Here is a 19,892-nt window from a genome sequence, read left to right as displayed (position 1 = left end):
ACGCAGGCGGCATGAACGAAATGAAAAGTGCGATTTGCCGCAATCCGGGCAAGGTGCTGCACACTGTAGCGGCTATGCGCGCCCTATCGGTGGAACGCGCCGACCGGCTTGTAACGGAAGATCGTTTGGAACGGGTTGAACATGCTCTGCTGATCGCAGCGCGGAGAATGGTCGGTTCGATCATGCGCTCTACGCCATGCGCGAGGGCTGATCCGAATGCCGTTTAACGAACGATTGTAGGCCTACCCTAGCCACCCCTAATCGTTACAGCTATGCGATTCTCGACCCTCACAGATCATTCGATCGGATTTGTGGAAGTCGTGATTGGGGTAGTGGTTGTGCGGAGCGTGCCGACTAGGCAATTGGCATGCGGTTAGGTGTAGGGATGGTACGGGGTGGAGGGTTTAATCCGCCTTCGACGCTCGCAGCGGTTGTAGGGGGCACTGCGGCCCGGTGTATCGAGTTGATACGATTCCGGATGGTTGCGGCTATTTAACAGCCGATCGGGTGAAGGATCGCCAGCCCTCGGTGGGATCGCATGGCCAATCGCCTGTGTGCGGAGCGACGATTCGTGCTGCAAGGGCTCCGTAGCCGCTCGCTGCTGCGATGCGGAGGGTCGGGAGGCTCGGCAGTCAGGTTGAGGGGAGAGGGGTTGTGGGAGTGCTCGGTTGGGGGAGGTTGTTAATCTGCTGAATAGGCTGTTAAGGCACTGGCGTCTTAGCTCCGCTTCGCCAGGAATCCCGGAACGGTCCCCGTAGCAGATTGGGCTGATCGAAGGCCTGCTACCCCATCGGAAGCGTGGAGTGTAGTGACCTCCCGGAACGGAATCGACTACATGCGTCGCCGATTATGAGGGAGCAGGGCGGTCTACGGATTGACCGATCCTGCAATCTCTCGACGCGGCGGAAGCGACTACGACAACGGTTCGTGTTGCCTCGTCTGATCGCTCCTAGTCGGCTGCGTTACTCTCGGGGGATGCGTTACTCCCGGCGAGCGGACGAACTACAGAAACCGTCGTCTTAGCGTCGGCGAGATACGCTTTCGACGCTGGAAAGGCTTCCTTTTTTCGCGTCGGCGAGGCGTTGTGCAAAGGCCTATGCGAACAGGTGCTAATGCTAATGGCCAATACGCGAATGATCCCCCAGTATAATTCAAAGGCCTGCTACAAATCAAGTGGCAATTAGGTGGGGTTGTACGGATTGCGATGGCGGGGATTCCCATGAACCGGAGAGGGTTTGCGTAGAGCGCCCGTAGCGGGGTTGGGATAATGGAGGGATGAACCGCGAACAACTGAAAGTCCGGCTTAGAGATCGCAACGACCACACCGCAAAAGGCGCGGTCTGGGAAGCTGTCGACGCCGCGCCGATGGAATACGAATTGTGGGACGGCCCAGACTTAGTAGGGCCGGGGTTGTTCAACACCCAAACGCGGTTCGTCAGCCTTCACGGCACGCACCTAGCCGACGTTGCGGAGCGTATCGGCGATGCCAGAGATTGAATTGAAGCCGGGGCAGTTCGTCTACGTCAGCGACGCCATGCTGCGCGGGTCGATGCTTACAGTGCCAGAGGTAGCTCGCATGGCCAAGGTATCACCGGCGACCGTGCGGGGTTGGATCGCTGGTAACTTCCTACGCGCGTCCAACGTAGCGAAGGGCAAACGCCCGTCGTGGCGCGTTCGTCCAGAGGACGTAGCAGAGTGCCTATCACTTTTTGAGAAGCCAGTTTCTCAGGCCGTCCGTTACGGCTCTGATCTTATTATCGAACGTCTTCTGCCTGTAGACGCTGGCCATGTCGGAACTGCGAGGGCTCCAACCGCAAATCATGTTGATCGCTGATTGCGACCCTTCCGCATGGGTGACGAAAGTGCGCTTCAAGCTGTAGAAGCCTATGTTCCTAACCTTCGCCGCTTCGCATAGCTCGGCGAACTTCCTGCTACCTGTACGCTTATCGGTGAACGATACCGGGGCGCGTAGCTTCAAGGCGGTGACCGTCTCAGGCCATAGATGGCAGCGTCGCGCTACACCCGTCTTAACGCGCGGAAAGTTGTGCCAGTTCCCTTCCGGGCCGGGGAACAAGCGGCAGTCCTTGGGCGAGAACGCCGCGTTGATTCCGAGATAGATTCGCCAGCGGAAGTCATCGTCGGCGGCTGCGATCAACCGGCGTATCTCGGCAGCAGTGTAAAGCTGCTCCCCACGGGCCGACCGGGCCTCGCGGAGTTGTCGGGCCGCTGGCGACTTGAGCGCCTTCGCCGCGCGGGGCTGATCGTGGAAAACGGCACGGGCGACGACCAGATTCCGCTTGAGGGTGAGGACGCCGAGCCCCTTCCCCCGTCTACCCTTCGCCAGTGCGATCCGCAGCCGGTTGTAGTCGAGCGTCGAGACGGCAGCGTCACGCCCGTACAGATCGACGATGGCTCCGCAGACGCTCTTGTACTCGGCGAGGGTGGTTGGCGTGATATCGCCAGTCGAGCAAGCCGCTTCCTTCTCGGCAGTGTACTGATCGACGTAGAAGCCGACGCTATCGCCCTGGACGATGACTAGCCCGGCCATCTCGGCATGGTAGCGGCGTAGCGCCCCGCCGGGGTCACCCCACGGGCCGAAATACTTCACCTTGCCTCGAATCTTTTTCGCCCACGAACCGCCGGCATGCGCGTAGAGCGGGAACGTCGCGCTAGGCTTGGCGGGTTTCTTGGCGTGGACAGGTTTCATAGCATAACCCTACGTTGTCGTAGGGCCTGTTCGGATAACGGGCGTGGATGCTGGCGTGACTACCCCCCTCGACAGCATAATCCGCAATCCGACCGAATGCTAGAAAACCCCCTGTTTCGTAGGATATAATTGCATATCGAGTGGGACGCCGAGAACCATTCGTGAACCGTCTCTTCAAACCGGGGGCGATTCGCGGCGTCTACCGAATTCGCTCGCCCGATTTCAAATCCGCAAAAACAACTGCCGCCGGTACATCCAGTAGCAGATCAACCAGATAAACGCCCCCACGGCGAGATTCTGCAGCAGCGGCTCCCACGCTGGTTCAAAGAGCGTGAACATCCCCGCGCCAAAGTGCCGCAGGTAATTCTCCAGCGTCCAGTGGGCGATGAGGTGAATGAGCGCGTAAACGGCGATCGAGTTCATCCCCACGACCACCGCCGGGAAGGCCCAACGGCGCCAACCCTGCAGGTCGACGATCGCGTAGAGCAGCCCCAGCGTTAGCAGGCTGAGGCCGCCAGCGGCGAGGGTGAAGCTGGGCGTCCAGATCTTCTTCACGATCGGGCAGACGCCCGCGAAGTGGCAAGCCAAGCCGAGGCTCAGCGCCACGGCGCCGCTCGAGAGTAGCGTGAACAGCTTTCGCTTGGGCGCCGCTTCGCTTCGCAGCAGTTCGCCGGCCATCAGGCCGAAGATCATCGTCGCCAGCGACGGAACGAAATTCAGCGTGTTGTAACCGCCGCCGTTGGCGACCCACGGCTCCGGCCGCGGAAAGAGGTTCAGCAGCCAGCCGTCGAAGTAGTGGGCTGGATGGGCGTTCTTATTCCAGTGGGCCCAGAAGCCTTCGTAATAGACGTGCCCGTTCACCGCCGCGTAATCGTAATCGCCCGCGGGAAGCGGCCAGAGTGCGAATAGCAGCCAATAGCCGACGAGGATCGCCGCCGCGACGCCGAGCTGCACCCGCCAACCGCGATTCCACAGCAGAAATAAAAACACGTAGCCGAGGCCGATTTGCGAGACGACGTCTTCCAGCGTCCAGTCGGTCGCGTCGTCCCCTTCCGACCTCAGGAAGACGCCGATGAGAATCAGCAGCAGCGAGCGGTAGACGGCGTGCCCGAGCATGCGACCAAACGAGTCGCCTCGCCGCTGCCGCGAGGCGTACGAAAACGCCGCCGCCGCGCCGACGACGAACATGAACGACGGCTGGATCATGTCCCATAGGACGATGCCGGCCCACGCCACGTGCTCGAACTGCTGCGCCAGCGCCTGAATCCACGGCGAGTCGGGATACCCCTCGCGCACCGCGGAGGTCCAGCCGTTGGGCGCATCGAGTAGCACCAACAGCAGCATCACCAGGCCGCGGTAGACGTCAATCGACGCCAGACGCGGGGAGGGTTTTGAATCGGTGGACGTTGAAACCGCAGGCTGCTGCATCACCCCTCCCCTAGCCCCTCCCCATCAAGGGGAGGGGGACGAACGGATCGAAGATTCGATCCAGCCGCATGGCTGCAGGGAAGGATTACACCACGATTACAGCACCGAGTCGAGATCGCCCTTCCAGCGGACGAACCCTTCGATCGCTTCGTACTCGGCGAGGCCGAGCTTGTCGTAGGTTTCGGCCGTGGTGCGGTTGCGCTGTTCGGCCCGTTGCCAGAATTCGCGGGGGTCGTTGCCCGGGAACAGTGCGCGGTCTTTTTGCGACTCGTGCTTGAAGATTGCAGCACGCTTCCGCAAGAGTTCCTGCGGGCTGAGCGGGACCGCCATCTCAATTTGATGGGCGCCCCATTCCTGCCAGGCGCCGCGGTAGAGCCAGACTTGGCACTGCTGGTACCACTCGTCGCCTTCGGCTTCGATCTGCTTGCACGCCTGCAGGATTGCGGCGAGGCAGGTACGGTGCGTGCCGTGCGGATCGGAAAGATCGCCCGCCGCATAGATTTGGTGCGGCTGCACCTTGCGGAGCAGTTCGACGGTGATGCGAATATCGTCGTCGCCGAGCGGCTTCTTGCGGACGCGGCCCGTTTCGTAGAACGGCATGTCCATAAAGTGGAGCTGCGATTCCGGGATGTTGCAGCAGCGGGTCGCCGAGCGTGCTTCCGCGCGGCGGATCGTCCCCTTGATGAACTGTACTTCGGGGCTGTCGACTTGGCCCTGTTGCTTGTGCTTCACGAACTCGTCGATGTGCCGTTCGAACTCAGCGGTCCGCTCGGGATCGATGTTGAACTTGCGGTTGAACTCCGAGACGAAGTCCATGAAGGTGATCGCATCGTCGTCGAAGACCGCGATGTTGCCGGAGGTTTGGTAGGCGACGTGCACCTCGTGCCCTTGGTCGACGAGCCGGATGAGCGTACCGCCCATCGAGATGACGTCGTCGTCGGGATGCGGCGAGAAGATCAGCACCCGCTTCGGGAAGCTCCCTTCGCCGAAGCGCAGCGAATCGCCGGCGCGGCGAGCATGTTCCGGCTTGCCGCCCGGCCAACCGGTGATCGTCTGCTGCAACTCGCGGAAGACTTCGATGTTCAGGTTGTACGCCCGGCCTTGGCTGGCGAGCAGATCCTGCAGGCCCTCTTCGTTGTAGTCTTCTTCGGTCAGCTTCAGGATCGGCTTCTGCACCTTTTGGGCGAGCCAAATGACGGCCTTGCGGATCGCGGCGTTGTCCCAATTCACGGGGCCGACAAGCCAAGGGCTGCGACGACGCGTGAGCGCATCGGCCGCGGCATCGTCGAGCACGAACTGAGCGTTCGGGTGCGTTTGCAGGAAGCTCGCGGCGACAATCGCTGAGATCTCACCCTCGACCGCTTTCGCGACGACGGCTGACTTCCCTTCGCCATAGGCCATCAGGATGACCTTTTTGGCTTCGAGAATCGTCCCGACGCCCATCGTGATCGCCCGCCGCGGCACGTTCTCTTCCGCGAAGAAGTCGCTCGCCGCGTCGCGACGGGTCTTCTTGTCGAGCGTGATCATGCGCGTGCGGCTATCGCGACCTGAACCAGGTTCGTTGAAGCCGATGTGACCTGTGCGGCCGATGCCGAGGATCTGGATGTCGATGCCGCCCGCTTCGACGATCATCGCTTCGTAGTTGCGGCAGTACTCTTCGACCTGCGTGTCGGCGAGCGTTCCGTCGGGGACGTGAACGTTCTCTTCGAGAATGTCGACGTGATCGAACAGGTTCTCGTGCATGAAGCGGACGTAGCTCTGAAGCTCGTCGGGCTGCATTGGAAAGTATTCGTCGAGGTTGAACGTGACGACGTTCTGGAACGACAAGCCTTCTTCTTTGTGCAGCCGCACGAGCTCGCCGTAGACGCCGACCGGGGTGCTGCCCGTGGCGAGGCCGAGGACCGTCTTGCGACCTTGCGAATTCCGCTCGCGGATGAACGCGGCGATTTCGGCGGCGACGGCTTTGCTCGCTTCACCGGCATGGCGGTAGACGCGGCAGGGAATCTTCTCGGGGCAGGAGCTGTGATCGTGCATGGAGGTGGCGTCGGTGGGTTGAAGGGCGCCGGCGACGGGCGAATCAATCGTACTCATAAAGGGCTGCGGAAGGCCTGATTCGTGGTGGGCGAGGCCGCGGTAAAAGCGGACCTCAGTTGTTAGTTCTTGCGCGTTCGTGAGTGTGAATCTCACATTCTAACCGACTTAGCGCCGGATGCGAGACGCTGCGATGCTGGCAGCTTCCAGATCGCAAATCTTCACGGCGTCTTCGGCTAACCGTCCGTTGAGAATCTCGCTTTCCTGATTTTTGCGCAGACTTTCGACAACATTGCGCAGCTCCGCGGCGAAGGCGTCCATCGGGTCGCCGCTGCCGAGGTCCACGCGCTCCGCTTTGCCTGATTCGTCGAGAATCGTCGGCGGGCAAAGGTAAGCCCCCGCGCCGTTCAGCACAGAGAATTCGAACAGCAGCGTCGCGCGTTCGAGGTGAATCTCGAAGCCATGATTGAACGCGCGGCCTTGCTGGTCGACCGTGCCGCTCGTCGCTTCGACGACGTAGTCCTTGTCGCCGAAGCTAAAGAAGCTGTGCCAGAACTCAGGGAGGCCGTCGCGCGTCCGGCCGCGGCTGATGACGTCGTCGGGCATGCCGAATAGCAGCCGAATGAAGTGGGCGTCATGCACGTGCAGATCGAACAGCGGGCCGCCGACTTGGTCGGCCGTCCAGTAGTTCTTTAGCCAAGCGGGGTTGGAAATCACGCGGCGAAACGCGCCGCCGCGGAGGGCGCCATAGCGGCCGCTGGTCGCCGCTTCGTAGGCCCAGGCGTATTCTGGGAAGAACGGCAACACATGCCCGACGAACAGCCGGCGATCTGCCGCAGCCGCGGCGGTCGACATTCGCTGGCACTCGGCCGAGGTGAGCGCCATCGGCTTTTCGCAGAAGACGTGCTTCCCGGCAGCGAGCGCTTTGAGCGTGACCTCCGCGTGCAGGGCAGGGGGAAGCGTCACGTCGATCAGGTCGAGATTCTTCGAGGCGAGCATGTCGTCGACGTTCGAGTACGTCGCGACGCCGCTCAGATCCATCTGCTCGCCGGAGGGGCCGAAGTTCCCCTTGATATCGGTCCAATCGCCCTCAAGCCGGCTCTGCTTCGACTCGCAAATGGCCGCCACCCGCACCCCCGGAATGTTCCGGTAGGAGAGGTAGTGGATCATCCCCATGAAGCCGAGGCCTACGATGCCGACTTCGATCATTGCTTGCTTTCCCTTTGATTTGATTAACCACGAAGGCTCGAAGGCACTAAGACTTCACGAAGAAGATTTAACCGCAGATGAACGCCGATGGACGCAAATAAAAACTAGGAGAGTTCGCCAAGCCCCTCTCTTTATCTGCGTCTATCGGCGTTCATCCGCGGTTCCAAATCTTTGTCTTTCTTTGTGTAACCTTCGCGTCTTCGAGTCTTCGTGGTAGGTCTTTCCGCCCTAAGCCAACCGGGCCTTCAGCGTTTCCAGCGTCTCGACCGCCGCAGCGATTTCGGCCTTTTGCCGCACCGGTTCCTGCGGGATTTCGCGTTCGATGGTCAGCGGCCCCGTGTAGCCGATTTCTTGGAGCGTCTTGAGGTACGCGGCGAAGTCGACGGCGCCCTTGCCGAGGGCCACTTCGGCGCCCCAGGTGTCGCCCGGCTTATCCGACCAAGTGGCATCCTTGCAGTGAATGCTGCGAACATACTTGCCGAGCGTCTTCAGCGCGGGGATCGGTTCGCCGCAGCCGTAGAGAATCATGTTCGCCGGGTCGAAGTTGATGAACAGGTTGTCGCGCTCCATGTCTTGCATGAACGCGAGCAGCACGTCGGCCGGCTCTTGGCCCGTTTCGAGGTGGATCGCCTGGCCGTTCTTCGCGGCATAATCGCAGACGTCGCGGGTCACCTTCAGCACGTCTTGGTAATCAGCACTCGTCCGATCGTGCGGAACGAAGCCGAGGTGGAGGCCGACCACGTCGACGCCCATCAGGTGGGCGAAGTCGGCGATTTCCTTCAGTTCGGCAACGCGGGCTGCGCGGGTTTCGAGCGGCACGAGGCCGATCGTCCGCTCGACCGTCGGGATGTCGGCGTAGCTCTCGCCCTCGAAGCCAGCGAAGACGACGGTGACGCGGATGCCGAGATCCTTCAGCTTCGCGACGAATTCCTTGGCCCGTTCCGGCGTGCGCGATCCGGCATGCGGGGTGTGGAGGTGCGCGGTCGAAATCCCGAGCTCATGGGCCGTTTCGGGACGGACGCCCAATCCGGCGTCGATGCTGATGAAGACTCCAATCGGCCACTTGCTCATATTGTTTCCTTGCCTCGGTTCCACTGTATTTGAATTGAGTTGGCTATCGACGTGTTCTATGCAAGCAGCGTTTGATCCATGCGCTTCGAGACGTCCGCTAGCCACTCGCGGTCGCCGCCGGCCACCTCCGCCGTGCACCAGCCGGAGAACTTGATCTCGCGGAGCGCCTCGCGGACGGCGGCCCAGTTGACGTCCCCTTCGCCGATCTTGGCGTCGAAGCCCTTCGTCGTGCTCCAATCCTTCACGTCGAGTTTGACGATCCGCGAACCGAGTGTGCGGATCCAGTTCTCGCTGGGCGAAAACTTCACGACGTTGCCGATGTCGAAGTAAGATCCGACCCAGGGATTGTCGATTTCGTCGATATAGTCGCGGAGCTGTTCCGGCGTTTCGCAGAAGCCATTCCAGACATTCTCGATGAGCACGCGGACGCCGAGTTTGCTGGCGAGCGGCAGTACTTGGCGAATGCCGACGATCGAACGCTGCCAGACATGGTCGTGGTTCTCGTCGGCGCCGTTGACGCGGCCGGGAACGAGCAACACCGAGAAGCCGCCGAAGGCGTGACAGTCCAGAATCGCTTGTCGCAGGATTGCGACGCCTTCGTCGCGGACTTTGGCGTCGGGGTCCGAGAGCCGGACGTCCCAATGTTTCATGTCGACTAGCCCGTGGACCGGCAGGCCGGTGGCGTCGCTCGCCTTACGAACTTCTTCGGCGGAGAAGTCGGCCGGGCTGATGAGCTCCATGCCGTCGTAGCCGATTTCTTTACAAATCTGAAAGTGGTCGAGCACCGTGGGGGCGTTCTCGATCATGCCCCATTTCACTGCTTTGTAGAGTTGCAGTTGTTCTGAGGGGGCTCCGGCGGCTCGTTGAGCCGCGGCTGACTCGCGCGCGGCCGATGGCACGGCGGAGCCGATCGCCGCGATGGCGGCGGCAGTCGTGGCCTGGCGCAGGAAGTTACGGCGGTTGGAAGCAGCGACGTTCATCGAGTGCGTCTCCCCAGGCTCAGTCAAGTAAAGGGTCGGCGAACCCACCATGATGGGCGTTGCCGCGGCTCCTGTCTCCCCGGTCCGTTGCAATTTCTTGTACAGATTTTGCGCGATCTCGCGTTACAATCGGGGCCACGAGTTATGTGCGGCCCAATCGCCTCGCGGCGGTCCTTCGCCACGCTTACCTCCAACGGTTGAAAGCGATGCAGCCCTCCTTCGAAAAACTGATCCCGCCCACCGGCAGCTCGATCCGCTGTTTCGATCGCAGCATTATCGAGAAACCGGCCGGCTGGCACTACCATCCCGAGGTCGAAATCTGCCTCATTGAGCGCGGTTCGGGAACCCGCTTTGTCGGCGACCACATCGGCAACTACGCCGACGGCGACTTGGTCCTGCTGGGGGCGAATCTGCCGCACCACTGGGCGTCGGACGAGTTTCGCGGGCAGCGCTACGACCGACACCCTGCCGTGGTGGTGCAGTTCGACCCAGTGCAGTTTGGCGGGCAATTCTTTGGCCTGCCGGAAATGGTCGATACGGTCGAACTGCTCGATCGCGCTGGCCGCGGGTTGCATGTTCGCGGCGAAACGCAGCAACGTGTGGCGGTTGCCGTGCGGGAGATGCTGCGGCAACGCCCTTCCGCGCGACTGTTGTCGCTGCTCGGCATCCTCAACTTACTAGCCCAATCGGCCGATTTGGCGCCGCTAGCCAGCCCCGGATTCGCCCCTTCGTTCCACCCCCGACTGCAAGATCGTCTCAACCGGGTCTGCAAGTACATCCACGATCACCTCGCCGAACCGTCGCTCAACCAAGGCGATTTGGCAAAGTTGGCCGGCATGCACCCCTCGGCGTTCAGTCGGTTTTTCAAGAACGGCACCCAGCGAACGGTGACCGACTACGTCAACGAGCTGCGCATCGGCCTTGCCTCGCGGCTGCTGCTAGAGACTGAGCTGAGCATCCTTGAGGTCTGCCTCCGCTCGGGGTATGAAAATGCGTCGAACTTCAATCGGCGATTCCGCGAGTTCCGCGGGATGACGCCGCGAGACTTTCGAGCCGCGCATCGGGCGCCTGGCGGCCACCCGCAGCGTGCGTTCGAGAACCCTCCCCGCGCTGCCGCGCCAGCGTAAAGCCCTCCCTGCCCCCACCTTCCCTCCCCACCCCGCAAAGACTGCCATGGCTGCCAACGGCGACTCCCATTCCGAATTGCGCCGCGAGATCGACGACCTTGGACGAATGGTCGGGACGACGATCACCCGTTTCGCCGGCGACGCGGGACTGGAACTGGTGGAGAAGGTTCGCGGATTGGCGCGTTCGATGCGCGAAGGGAACGCCGAAGCAGGGGCGTCGCTCAAGTCGCTCCTTGCGGAACTCGACGAAGCGCAGCTCAAGGTCGTGGTCCGCAGCTTCAGCATCTTCCTAGAGCTGGCCAACGTCGCGGAAGATCGCCAGCGGATCCGCACGCTGCAGCAGCGCGAGGAGGCGTCGTTCCCTGAACCTCGCAAGGAATCGATTCGCGACGCGATTGCCGCGTTTAAAAGTCGTGGCCTCACCGCGTCGGAAGTGCAGACGCTCGTCAATCGCGTGGCGATCGAGTTGGTACTCACCGCTCATCCTACCGAGGCCAAGCGGCGCTCGGTGCGGCGGATTTTGCGTCGCATTCATAAAACGCTCGCTGAACGCGACGAGCAACAGGGACAATCGCGGCAACAGGCCCGCATCAATCGGCATTTGCAGAGCGAAATGGAAATGCTCTGGCAAACGGATTTCATTCGTCCGCGCCGGCCGACGGTGCTCGACGAGGTGATGCGCGGGCTCGCGTTCCTGCCGGTGCTGTGGGAAGAGGCGCCGGCGCTGCTCGATGAGCTGCGGCAAGCGCTCCAGGCCGACTATCCGACGGTGAAGCTGCAGCACGACCCGCCGCTGATTCGCTACGGCTCGTGGATGGGTGGCGATCGCGACGGCAATCCGTTCGTGACGCCGGAGGTGACGCAGCAGACGCTCGAACGCCTTCGCCGCACGGCGATCGATTTGCACCTGGAGACCGGGCAACGGCTGTCGAAGTACCTCAGCATTTCCGACCGCGAAACACCGCCGCCGCCAGCCCTGACCGAGGCGATTCGCCGTGTGGGCGCGCAGTTCCCGGAACTGGCCGAAGAACTGAAATCGCAGCGGCCGCTCGAATCTTATCGGCAGTGGTTCCACGCCATCGAATGGCGCTTGGGGAAGACTGCGGCCGTGTCGCTCGAAGGGGTAGCGACCCCGCCGGCCGGTGCCTACCAATCGGCGAGCGAACTGTGGGCCGACGTGAACGTCGCTGCAACCGCCCTGCTGGCGACGCGCAACGGCACGACCGAAGCCGTCGAAGTGCAGCCGTGGCTCGATCAAATCTTGCTCTTCGGCTTTCACACCGAACGGCTCGACGTGCGGCAACACTCGGGCGTCTACCGCGCCGTCATCGACGAGTTATGGCAGGCGATGGGCGTCGTTGAAGCTGGCGCGACGCTCGATGAAGCGACGCGCTGCGACCGCCTGCTGCAGACCATCGGCCGGCCGATTCCAACCACCGGCGTCGAGCTCTCGCCCGCGGCCAAGGAGACGCTCGATCTCTTCACGCTCCTCCGCCGCGTTGGCCGGCGATTTGGCATGAGTGCACTCGGCGGCCATGTGATCAGCATGACCGAGTATGCGAGCGACATCCTCACGGTGTTGTGGCTGTGGCGGGCGTCGGAAAGCGTCGATGGCGGCGACCGGGCCGACGCCCAATTGCTGCTGCCGATTGTGCCGCTATTTGAAACGATCGACGATCTTAAAGGTGCGGCGGCCACCTTCCGGGCGATGCTCGAGAAGCCGGCCTACCGCGAGCATCTGCGCGGCCTGAAGAACCAGCAGATGATCATGATCGGCTACTCCGACAGTACGAAGGATGGCGGATACGTCGCGGCCCAGTGGTGTTTGTTCCAATCGCAAATCGAATTGCAGCAGATTGCCGACGAGTTTGGCGTGACGCTCACCTTCTTCCACGGTCGCGGCGGGGCGCTCGGCCGCGGCGGCGGTCCGGCGGCTCGCAGTATTTTGTCGCTGCCGACCGAGGCCTTCTCCGGTTCGCTGCGGCTAACGGAGCAAGGCGAGGTGTTGGCCGAGCGGTACGACAATCCCTACATCGCGCACCGCCACTTGGAGCAAGTGGCGTGGTCGACGCTCACCGCCGTTTCGCGCCGCTCGCGACAGGCGCCGACGGAATGGCAAGAAGCAATGGATCGCCTCGGCGCCGAATCGCTCGCCGCGTATCGCCGGTTCGTCGACCATCCCGCCTTCGGAGAGTACTATCGCCTGGCGACGCCGATCAATGCGATCGAACGCTTGCCGATTGGCTCGCGCCCCTCGAAGCGCAAGGCGAGCGGCCGGATCGAAGACTTGCGAGCCATTCCGTGGGTTTTCTCCTGGACGCAAAATCGCTGTATCATTCCCGCGTGGTACGGCATCGGCTCGGCGTGCGAGGCGCTCACCACCGCCGAGCCGTCGATGGCCGCGATCCTGGCCAATATGTACCGCCAGTGGTCGTTCTTCACCGCGATGATCGACAACGCGTCGCTCGCCCTTGCCAAGGCGAACATGACCGTCTTCAAGCAATACGCTGAACTCGCGGCGGGCATCAGCGGCGCCGATGAACTGACGGCTTCGATCGTCGCTGAGTACGACCGCTCTCGTCGGGCGATCTTGACGATCACCGGCAATCGCGAGTTGCTCGACGAAGTCCCCTGGCTGCAGCGGTCGATTAACATCCGCAACGGCTACGTCGATCCGCTCAACATGATTCAGGTCGAATTGCTGCAGCGGGCTGCTCGCGGCGCCGCGACGCCGGAGCGGCAGGAAGAGCTCGAATACCTGACGAACCTCACCGTCAAAGGCCTCTCGACGGGAATGCGTACGACGGGCTGAGCCAATTGGATATGATGACAATCGCTTCGCAGATCGATGAAATCTCTCCGCAAAAGCGAGAGACTTCTGCGGCCGATCCCTAACGTCGAGATGACGGCTCGCGAGTAAGATAGGAACTGGAACAGTTCACATCTTCTCGAGAGGCAGCATGGTCGGTCGCCAGTCTCGCCGTTGGTTCGCACGCGCTTGCTGCGTCATGACAAGCCTTCTAGCCGCGGGCGAGGTGCGCGAAGCTCATGCTCAGACGGCGAGCCGCTCGGCTTGGGAAGCCGCGGACTTTCGCATTTGGGGGTATGTGCCGAACTGGACGACGGTCTCCCAGATCAACGCCTTCAACACGAACGGCATCTACGATCACGTGTCCGACGTTCTCTATTTCGGCGGAGTGCAGCCGAAAGCAGATGGCACGCTTTACTACGCTTCCGGCGCTACCAACCAGTTGGCGCCCTTGAAGACCGCGGCGCAAGCGCGCGGCTTCGCGTTGCACTCAAGCATGTTCACCGTCAACGGCGGGGCGACCGCCGATGTGTGGAACGCGATTATCTCAAGTCCCACGACGCGAGCGACGTTCGTCACCAACGTGAAGAACTTCCTCGTCGCGAACAACATGAAGGGGTACAACCTCGACTGGGAACGCCCGGCGAATGCGACCGAGTGGGGTAACTACACGCAACTTGCTCGCGAACTCCGCGCTACGCTGAATCCGCTCGGCATCGAGGTTTCAGTCTGCGACTTCGGCAGCACCGACTACTCTTGGGACAACACGGCGCTGTTCGATGCGAAGGTCTACGATCAGATCTTTATGATGAGCTATCATCTCAGTGTATTTTCAACGGGAACCTACGCGAACCAGAAGCTCGCTCTGACGGGACAAGGCGCCGCGAAGGCGTTCTCCAACGACCAGATTGGGATTGGCTTCGGCACCTGGGGAGTTAAGACCACCGATCCTCCCGCGACAGTCACTTTAGAAGCCATCGTCCAAGCGAACCCGAACCTTCCTTACGATGCGCTGACGTTCACCGGAACCATCAAGGATATTTCCGGTAATACTCAAACAGCCACCTGGAACATCGAGAGCCGCAAGCAAATTCGCGAGAAAGTGCAACTCGCCATCGACCGCGGCATGCCCGGCTTGTTCTCGTGGACGATGAACTACGACGCAACCGGCAAGTACAGCCTCCACCGCGTCGCCCAACATTACGCGATGGTGAAGAAGCAGACGCCCGATCTGAATCTCGACGGCAAAGTCGACGCCGCCGACGCCAACGCCCTCGCCGACAACATGGGAACGTTTTCTATCGCCACCGGGACGGCGGCGGGCGCCCAGATCGAGGCTTTTTACTGGAACGGCAACTGGGAGAAGGGCGACCGCGACGGCAACGGCTACGTGAACCAGGCGGATGCTACTTGGCTCGCAGGGCGTTATGCAGCTTTGGGCGTGGCGCTTCCGGATCGGCTGGCATTCACCGGCGAGTTCGAAAAGCTGAACGCCTCCGTCGGCCTCAGCGGCCGCTGGAAGTCCGGAGCGACACGCGCTGGCTTCGAGGAGACGGGCAACTTCCGTCAGCAAAATCCTGGCAATCTGCCGTTCGCCGGAACTGGCGTCGGCGCCAGTAAGTATTCGGCTTCGTCCGTGACGATCCGCAACCAAACCGCCGGCGAAGTCGCCGACGGCATCAATGGTGCGCAGCGCACGATGAAAACAACCCTGGCTCAAGCGGTCGATCTAGCCGCCGAAGGCGACACGTACATTACCTTCGTCGTGCGGCAAAGCACCGCGTCGCTCACGGCGACGCAACTCGCCTCGACGAATCGGACGCTATCGCTCGAACTGCTCAACTCCGCCAACTCGGTGCAGTACGATTTCTCGTTCCACGGCCAGCAGACAGACTTCAGCATTCGCAGCCAAGCCGACGCAGCGGGCGACGACGTGACGGCTGACGGGTTCGCCGCCGACGCGACCTATTTGTTTGTCGGCAAAATTTCCGGCAACGGAACCGCCGCCAACACGCTGCAGGCTTCACTGTTTGCCTACGGTTCTAACATTGGCAACTTCACCGATCCGCAGTTTCAGTGGATGCTCACCGCCAATGGCGGGGCCGGCTTCGACCCGGTCATTACTCAGCTGCAGTTCAAGTCATCCGCTGAGGGGAACTTCAGCGTCAGCAACCTGTGGGTTGGCCAGGAAAGCAGCTTTTTCGCTGCACCGATTGCGGGCGACTTCAACGCCGATGGCAAGGTCGACGCCGCCGATCTCGAGCTTTGGAAGCTCGGAGCAGGAACCGTGAACGCCACTCATTGGGATGGCGACGCGAACGCCGACGGCATCGTCGACGGAGCCGATTTCTTAGTGTGGCAACGGAATCTCGGGCAGACAGCGGCGACCGGCGCCACTGTCGCCGTTCCTGAGCCGAGTTCGCTGGCTCTCGCTTTAATCGCCTGCGTGGCGTCGATGATTCGCCGGCGCAGCGTTTCCCGACCGCCAAGCTTCATCTTGGCGTCGCTGTTGCGGCTTGTGAGGCGCCCTGCTCGTTCGAGGCGATCAGGCTAGGCTAGTAGGCCCGTCAAGTAGCTGCGCCCGCCGCCGGTACGCAGCCAACCTAATCGCTCCGCAGGCGAGCAACACGCCGCTCGTCGGTTCAGGTACGACTGTTGAACTTGTTTGCCGGGCGACGTTCAGCGATGACCAGCCGTAGTTGCGTTGCCAAGCCAAGTAGTCGGTCCCATCGACGTCGCCATCACCGTCGGCGTCGCCAATCGCGGAAGTTGCGCCAGTTTTGATACCGATGTTCCCTTCCCAGATCGCCAAATCAGCGTTGTCGACCTTCGCGTCGGCGTTGAAGTCTCCCGGCATTAGCGTATCGGTCACGATCCGATAGATCTCGCCGGTGTACAGGTAGGAGATGTAGAGGTTGCCCACGGAATCCTCGCTGATCGCAGCCGGGCCAGCCGGCGAACCGATGTCCGTGGGAATCAGATCGTTGAGGTAAACAACTTGTTGCGGAGACGTTTCCGTCGCCGGCGTCAGCATCCAGAGCCGGTTCATTGCATTGTCAGCGAAGAAGTAATTTCCCTGCAGTTCTGGATCGGGGCCGCGGTACGGGACGCCGCCAACGATGGAAACGCCAGTGAAATTTGGGTCTAGCCCGGAAGTCCCCGGACGCCCGTAGTCATAGACTGGCTCGACGGGGTCGGTCACCAGCACTTCCGGCAGGTTGGGATCGCGCGGGACGCTGCCTTCGCGAACGCGCCACCCGTAGTTTTCGCCGCCGCGACTGCTTCCCGACTGAAAGTTGACCTCTTCTCGCTGGGCTTGCCCGACGTCGCCAATCCACAAGTCGCCTGTAGCTCGATCGAAGCCAGCTCGGAATGGATTTCGCAAACCGTACGCCCAAATCTCGTCGTCCCCCTCGGGATTCTCCTCTCCCGGCGTCGTTGGCGCAAAGGGGTTGCCGGGAGACTGCGGCGTTTCGTAAGGAATCCCGTAATTGCGCGCGGAATCTTGTGGGAAATCGTCGCGATTGACGTCGAGCCGGAGCACCTTGCCAAGAAGGTTGTCGGTTAGGTCTTGCGCATTGCCTCCCGGCTCCGTGTGGCCGGGGCCCCAGTCGTTGCCCAGACCTCCGTCCCCAGACATCGCGTAGAGGTAGCCGTCGTTGGGACCAAAACCAATCCAGCCCGCATTGTGGGCGTAGTCGGGTTTTGCCCAACTGATGATCGGCGTGAATTCAGGGTTCGCCGTCGTCGCGTTCGCGCTCGGAGCAGAGTACTCACGAATGTACTCGCTGGTGACGCTAACCGGGTCGTCGTCGTTCGCCGTGACCGAGAGGTAGAACTTGTGATTGTTCTGAAAGTCAGGGTGAAACGCGAGGCCGAGCACTCCGCCTTCACCGATGTTGTTCACGCCCGGAATGGTGAGGTAAGGAGTCTCCTGCAGTTGTCCGGTCGCGAGGTCGATGACTCGGATGGCAGCGGTCGCGTTTTCGCTCCATTCCGGCGAGCCGCGTTCAATAACGAACAGCCGCTGCGAATCTCCCGGCGCGAACGTCGCGTACATCGGCCAGTTAAGGCCTTGGGCGACCAGTTCGCGTCCGACGACGCCGGCATCGGCGGCATTCGTGCAGCAACTCGCCGTGGCAATGGCTAGCAGCGACGACGCGTAGGAAGGAAGTGCGAAACGCCGCCGGCCGCTCGGCGCGCGCGCCGAGAGCGTGAGAGGTCTCTGATTCATGGTGCCTGTCCAGTGTTCCGTGTTACCGACTGGCGCTCGCCTCCGAGAGCGCCAGAATAGTAGATATGAGTGTATCAGAAATACGCGATTCCGGCGACTGCGGCGACGATAAAATATGCGGTTTGCCCTATGGAGCAACTCGCAACGCTGCTGGTAGGAATAGGAATCGCGCCAGCGAAGCTGGAAGGCGCCACTGCCTGCGCGAGCGTTGACGCCAGCGCAAGCACCTCAACCTGCGTGCCGAGTCACCTCTTTAGGTGATTGCGAAACCCGCCAGCCGACGGCCTCCGGCGGCCTTGCTCGTTCGTCCTAAGGGCTACTGATTTCAGGATTTAGGACTAAATTAAATAGTTAAGAGCCTTTTCGCCCCCTTCCCCTGGGCTATCTGTCGATTGGACGCGGTACGGCGTGCTGCGGGATCTTGGGAGGCTCGCCCGGAACGCCGGTACCACGACTTGCTGAGGACCGGGGGACGCGACTAGTCCACCCTTGCCAGCTCGCTTCTCGATGGGGCGGATTCAATCCCGGCCCTTGCCTGCCGCGAGACGCCGAGCATCGTCCCGCCACCCTGGAGCGCTGAGCTCGGGCGGAAAAGTTGGGGAGCGAATTTCGCAGCGCGATTAGGCAGTGCTGTTAGAAGGAGCGGGCGCTTTCTGACGCACACCCCGGAAGGAGAGTAGCCGCGGCGGGACTCGAACCCGCACGAGGGTTACCCCTCACTGGATTTTAAGTCCAGGGCGTCTGCCAATTCCGCCACACGGCCGTACCGACGCGTCATTGTAGTCGGTGGAAAACGATGCGTCGTGCGGGCATTGGAGCATTCGCTGCGCAAAGGTGCAAGGCGACGGGCCGCCGCATTCCGTCGGAGGCTGCCGTGCCGCCCCTCCGTCTGTTGGGGGCTTCTGTTAGGATGAACCTCGGGGCGGCGAAAAGGTTCGGCGAGGCTGTAAATTCGCTCCGCCATGTTCAGCATTCAGGCTTCGATTCGATTCGCTTCGGCCGTCGCAGCGCGTAGGGTTTCATGGATCACGCTTACATTTCCAGCAACGCCACGATCTTGGCGGTGCTCACCGGCATCTGTGCGTTTTATTTTTGGCTGGAGAAGGCGACGCGCTGGCCGCTCTTCAACTATGTGCCGCCGCTGGTGTTCATCTATCTGACGCCGGTGATTTTGGCGAATAGCGGGAACGTGCTGACCCACTTTCGTGATCGCGGAGCAGAGAAGCCGGCGACCGCAGCGCCGCTCGCGGCGATTCCGAATGTGCTGCCAACTGAATCGCCGGCGTACGACGTGATCAACGATTACGCGCTGCCGATGATGCTCGTGTTGATGTTGCTGAACGTTGACGTCGCCGGAGCGGTGCGCGTCGTCGGCAAGGGCGTCGGCGTCATGCTCATTGGCGCGCTTGGCGTCGTGGTGGGCGCAGTGGTGGGTTACGCCTGCGTGAAGCAATGGTTGGGGCCCGATGCTTGGAAGGCATACGCGGCGCTCACGGGCAGTTGGGTTGGCGGCACGGGCAACCTGGCCGCCGTCGCCGAAGCAACTGGCGCCAACGGCACGCAGTTCGGTCTGGCGGTGCTCGCTGATACAGCCCTATTGCTCATTTGGTTGCCGGTGATGCTGGCCTCGAAAAAGATCGCCGAACCGTTCGCGCGGTTCGCGAAGGTCGACGCCGAGCGCGTCGCTCACCACGATGCGATGTCTGCCGCGACGCAACTCGATGGACGGCCGCCAAACTATCAAGACTTTTTGCTGCTGTTGTTCACCGCGTTCGCTGTGACGGCGTTCGCGCTTTGGTCGACGCAATCCTTGACGGCGAAATTCGCTGAGTACGACCGCGTTTGGCCAGTGCAATTCAGCGAGAGCACGGCCCGTATTTTACTGATCACCACGATCAGCATCGGCCTGTCGTTCACGCCGCTGCGGCACGTGCCTTCGAGTCGTCACTTAGGGATGGCGCTAGTGTTCGTGTTTATGGCGCGAACCGGCGCCACGGCCGATCTCGCCCAAGCGGCCGATCAAGCCGTGCCGTTCTTAGTTGGCGCCACGATCTGCATCTTTATCCACGGCTTCTTCTGCCTCGCGGCGGCGAAGGTGTTGCGCGTCGACATCCACACGGCGGCGATTGCGAGCGCCGCGAACGTCGGCGGCATCGCCACGGCGTCGTGCGTCGCGGCGCATCATAAAGAAAGCTTGATGCCGGCGGCGGTGCTACTCGCGCTGTTGGGCTACGCGATCGGCAATTACGCGGGGCTGCTCACCGCTGCGATTTGCGAGAGTTTGTAGTGCGGTGGG

General features: G+C 61.8%; 13 protein-coding genes, 1 tRNA gene and 1 pseudogene. 7 read left to right on the top strand and 8 right to left on the bottom strand.

The window, feature by feature from the left end; translation table 11 throughout:
* The 3 genes and pseudogenes from ACQY7R_RS07525 to ACQY7R_RS07515 form a co-directional block, all read left to right on the top strand.
* Window positions 1-227: hypothetical protein (locus tag ACQY7R_RS07525; RefSeq protein ID WP_428304970.1), on the top strand; the 227-nt coding region annotated here is incomplete at its 5' end.
* 1,048 nt (window positions 228-1,275) lie between these two features.
* On the top strand, window positions 1,276-1,497 hold the full coding sequence (locus ACQY7R_RS07520) for a hypothetical protein (RefSeq protein ID WP_428304969.1): 222 nt from the start codon (window positions 1,276-1,278) through the stop codon (window positions 1,495-1,497).
* Window positions 1,484-1,684 (top strand): annotated as a pseudogene (locus tag ACQY7R_RS07515) (helix-turn-helix domain-containing protein); the annotation flags it as partial. The gene ACQY7R_RS07520 and the pseudogene ACQY7R_RS07515, both read left to right, overlap by 14 nt.
* A gap of 18 nt (window positions 1,685-1,702) precedes the next feature.
* Here the strand turns inward: ACQY7R_RS07515 and ACQY7R_RS07510 are convergent.
* From ACQY7R_RS07510 to ACQY7R_RS07485, 6 genes are all read right to left on the bottom strand, one after another.
* Window positions 1,703-2,707, bottom strand: a complete 1,005-nt coding sequence (locus tag ACQY7R_RS07510) for a hypothetical protein (protein WP_428304968.1) — start codon at window positions 2,705-2,707, stop codon at window positions 1,703-1,705.
* Between the two features lie 222 nt (window positions 2,708-2,929).
* Window positions 2,930-4,135, bottom strand: a complete 1,206-nt coding sequence (locus tag ACQY7R_RS07505; protein ID WP_428304967.1) for an acyltransferase family protein — start codon at window positions 4,133-4,135, stop codon at window positions 2,930-2,932.
* Window positions 4,136-4,231: 96 nt separating this feature from the next.
* Entirely contained in the window at window positions 4,232-6,322 is a 2,091-nt protein-coding gene (nagB, locus tag ACQY7R_RS07500; protein WP_428304966.1) for a glucosamine-6-phosphate deaminase, read from the bottom strand.
* 12 nt (window positions 6,323-6,334) lie between these two features.
* Window positions 6,335-7,375, bottom strand: a complete 1,041-nt coding sequence (locus tag ACQY7R_RS07495; protein WP_428304965.1) for a Gfo/Idh/MocA family protein — start codon at window positions 7,373-7,375, stop codon at window positions 6,335-6,337.
* A gap of 228 nt (window positions 7,376-7,603) precedes the next feature.
* On the bottom strand, window positions 7,604-8,446 hold the full coding sequence (locus ACQY7R_RS07490) for a sugar phosphate isomerase/epimerase family protein (RefSeq protein ID WP_428304964.1): 843 nt from the start codon (window positions 8,444-8,446) through the stop codon (window positions 7,604-7,606).
* A 56-nt stretch (window positions 8,447-8,502) separates the two neighbouring features.
* On the bottom strand, window positions 8,503-9,426 hold the full coding sequence (locus tag ACQY7R_RS07485) for a sugar phosphate isomerase/epimerase family protein (protein WP_428304963.1): 924 nt from the start codon (window positions 9,424-9,426) through the stop codon (window positions 8,503-8,505).
* A 206-nt stretch (window positions 9,427-9,632) separates the two neighbouring features.
* On the opposite strand from ACQY7R_RS07485, the gene ACQY7R_RS07480 reads away from it, so the two are divergent.
* From ACQY7R_RS07480 to ACQY7R_RS07470, 3 genes are all read left to right on the top strand, one after another.
* On the top strand, window positions 9,633-10,553 hold the full coding sequence (locus tag ACQY7R_RS07480; RefSeq protein WP_428304962.1) for an AraC family transcriptional regulator: 921 nt from the start codon (window positions 9,633-9,635) through the stop codon (window positions 10,551-10,553).
* A 46-nt stretch (window positions 10,554-10,599) separates the two neighbouring features.
* Window positions 10,600-13,365, top strand: a complete 2,766-nt coding sequence (ppc, locus tag ACQY7R_RS07475; RefSeq protein WP_428304961.1) for a phosphoenolpyruvate carboxylase — start codon at window positions 10,600-10,602, stop codon at window positions 13,363-13,365.
* Between the two features lie 196 nt (window positions 13,366-13,561).
* Window positions 13,562-15,916 carry a glycosyl hydrolase family 18 protein gene (locus ACQY7R_RS07470; protein WP_428304960.1) on the top strand — a complete coding sequence of 785 codons (2,355 nt, stop codon included), beginning with the start codon at window positions 13,562-13,564 and terminating at the stop codon, window positions 15,914-15,916.
* On the opposite strand, the gene ACQY7R_RS07465 is transcribed toward ACQY7R_RS07470, so the two are convergent.
* Entirely contained in the window at window positions 15,908-17,596 is a 1,689-nt protein-coding gene (locus ACQY7R_RS07465; RefSeq protein ID WP_428304959.1) for a PQQ-dependent sugar dehydrogenase, read from the bottom strand. The genes ACQY7R_RS07470 and ACQY7R_RS07465 overlap by 9 nt on opposite strands.
* A 677-nt stretch (window positions 17,597-18,273) precedes the next feature.
* Window positions 18,274-18,359: transfer RNA gene (locus ACQY7R_RS07460), tRNA-Leu, on the bottom strand.
* Between the two features lie 258 nt (window positions 18,360-18,617).
* Here ACQY7R_RS07460 and ACQY7R_RS07455 point away from each other — a divergent pair.
* Complete coding sequence (locus ACQY7R_RS07455) at window positions 18,618-19,883, top strand: DUF819 domain-containing protein (RefSeq protein ID WP_428304958.1); 1,266 nt, start codon at window positions 18,618-18,620, stop codon at window positions 19,881-19,883.
* Window positions 19,884-19,892 lie beyond the last annotated feature (9 nt).

The organism is Lacipirellula sp. (assembly GCF_965279485.1).
Classification (GTDB): Bacteria; Planctomycetota; Planctomycetia; order Pirellulales; family Lacipirellulaceae; genus Lacipirellula.
Note: the sequence above shows the minus strand (reverse complement) of the source record. Positions and strands in the feature narration are given on the sequence as shown.

Bases quoted from the DNA above. Each gene is read 5' to 3' on its own strand.
- ACQY7R_RS07520 (WP_428304969.1), top strand. From the start codon at position 1,276: ATGAACCGCGAACAACTGAAAGTCCGGCTTAGAGATCGCAACGACCAC.
- ACQY7R_RS07510 (WP_428304968.1), bottom strand. From the start codon at position 2,707: ATGAAACCTGTCCACGCCAAGAAACCCGCCAAGCCTAGCGCGACGTTC.
- ACQY7R_RS07505 (WP_428304967.1), bottom strand. From the start codon at position 4,135: ATGCAGCAGCCTGCGGTTTCAACGTCCACCGATTCAAAACCCTCCCCG.
- ACQY7R_RS07495 (WP_428304965.1), bottom strand. From the start codon at position 7,375: ATGATCGAAGTCGGCATCGTAGGCCTCGGCTTCATGGGGATGATCCAC.
- ACQY7R_RS07490 (WP_428304964.1), bottom strand. From the start codon at position 8,446: ATGAGCAAGTGGCCGATTGGAGTCTTCATCAGCATCGACGCCGGATTG.
- ACQY7R_RS07485 (WP_428304963.1), bottom strand. From the start codon at position 9,426: ATGAACGTCGCTGCTTCCAACCGCCGTAACTTCCTGCGCCAGGCCACG.
- ACQY7R_RS07480 (WP_428304962.1), top strand. From the start codon at position 9,633: ATGCAGCCCTCCTTCGAAAAACTGATCCCGCCCACCGGCAGCTCGATC.
- ppc (WP_428304961.1), top strand. From the start codon at position 10,600: ATGGCTGCCAACGGCGACTCCCATTCCGAATTGCGCCGCGAGATCGAC.
- ACQY7R_RS07470 (WP_428304960.1), top strand. From the start codon at position 13,562: ATGACAAGCCTTCTAGCCGCGGGCGAGGTGCGCGAAGCTCATGCTCAG.
- ACQY7R_RS07465 (WP_428304959.1), bottom strand. From the start codon at position 17,596: ATGAATCAGAGACCTCTCACGCTCTCGGCGCGCGCGCCGAGCGGCCGG.
- ACQY7R_RS07455 (WP_428304958.1), top strand. From the start codon at position 18,618: ATGGATCACGCTTACATTTCCAGCAACGCCACGATCTTGGCGGTGCTC.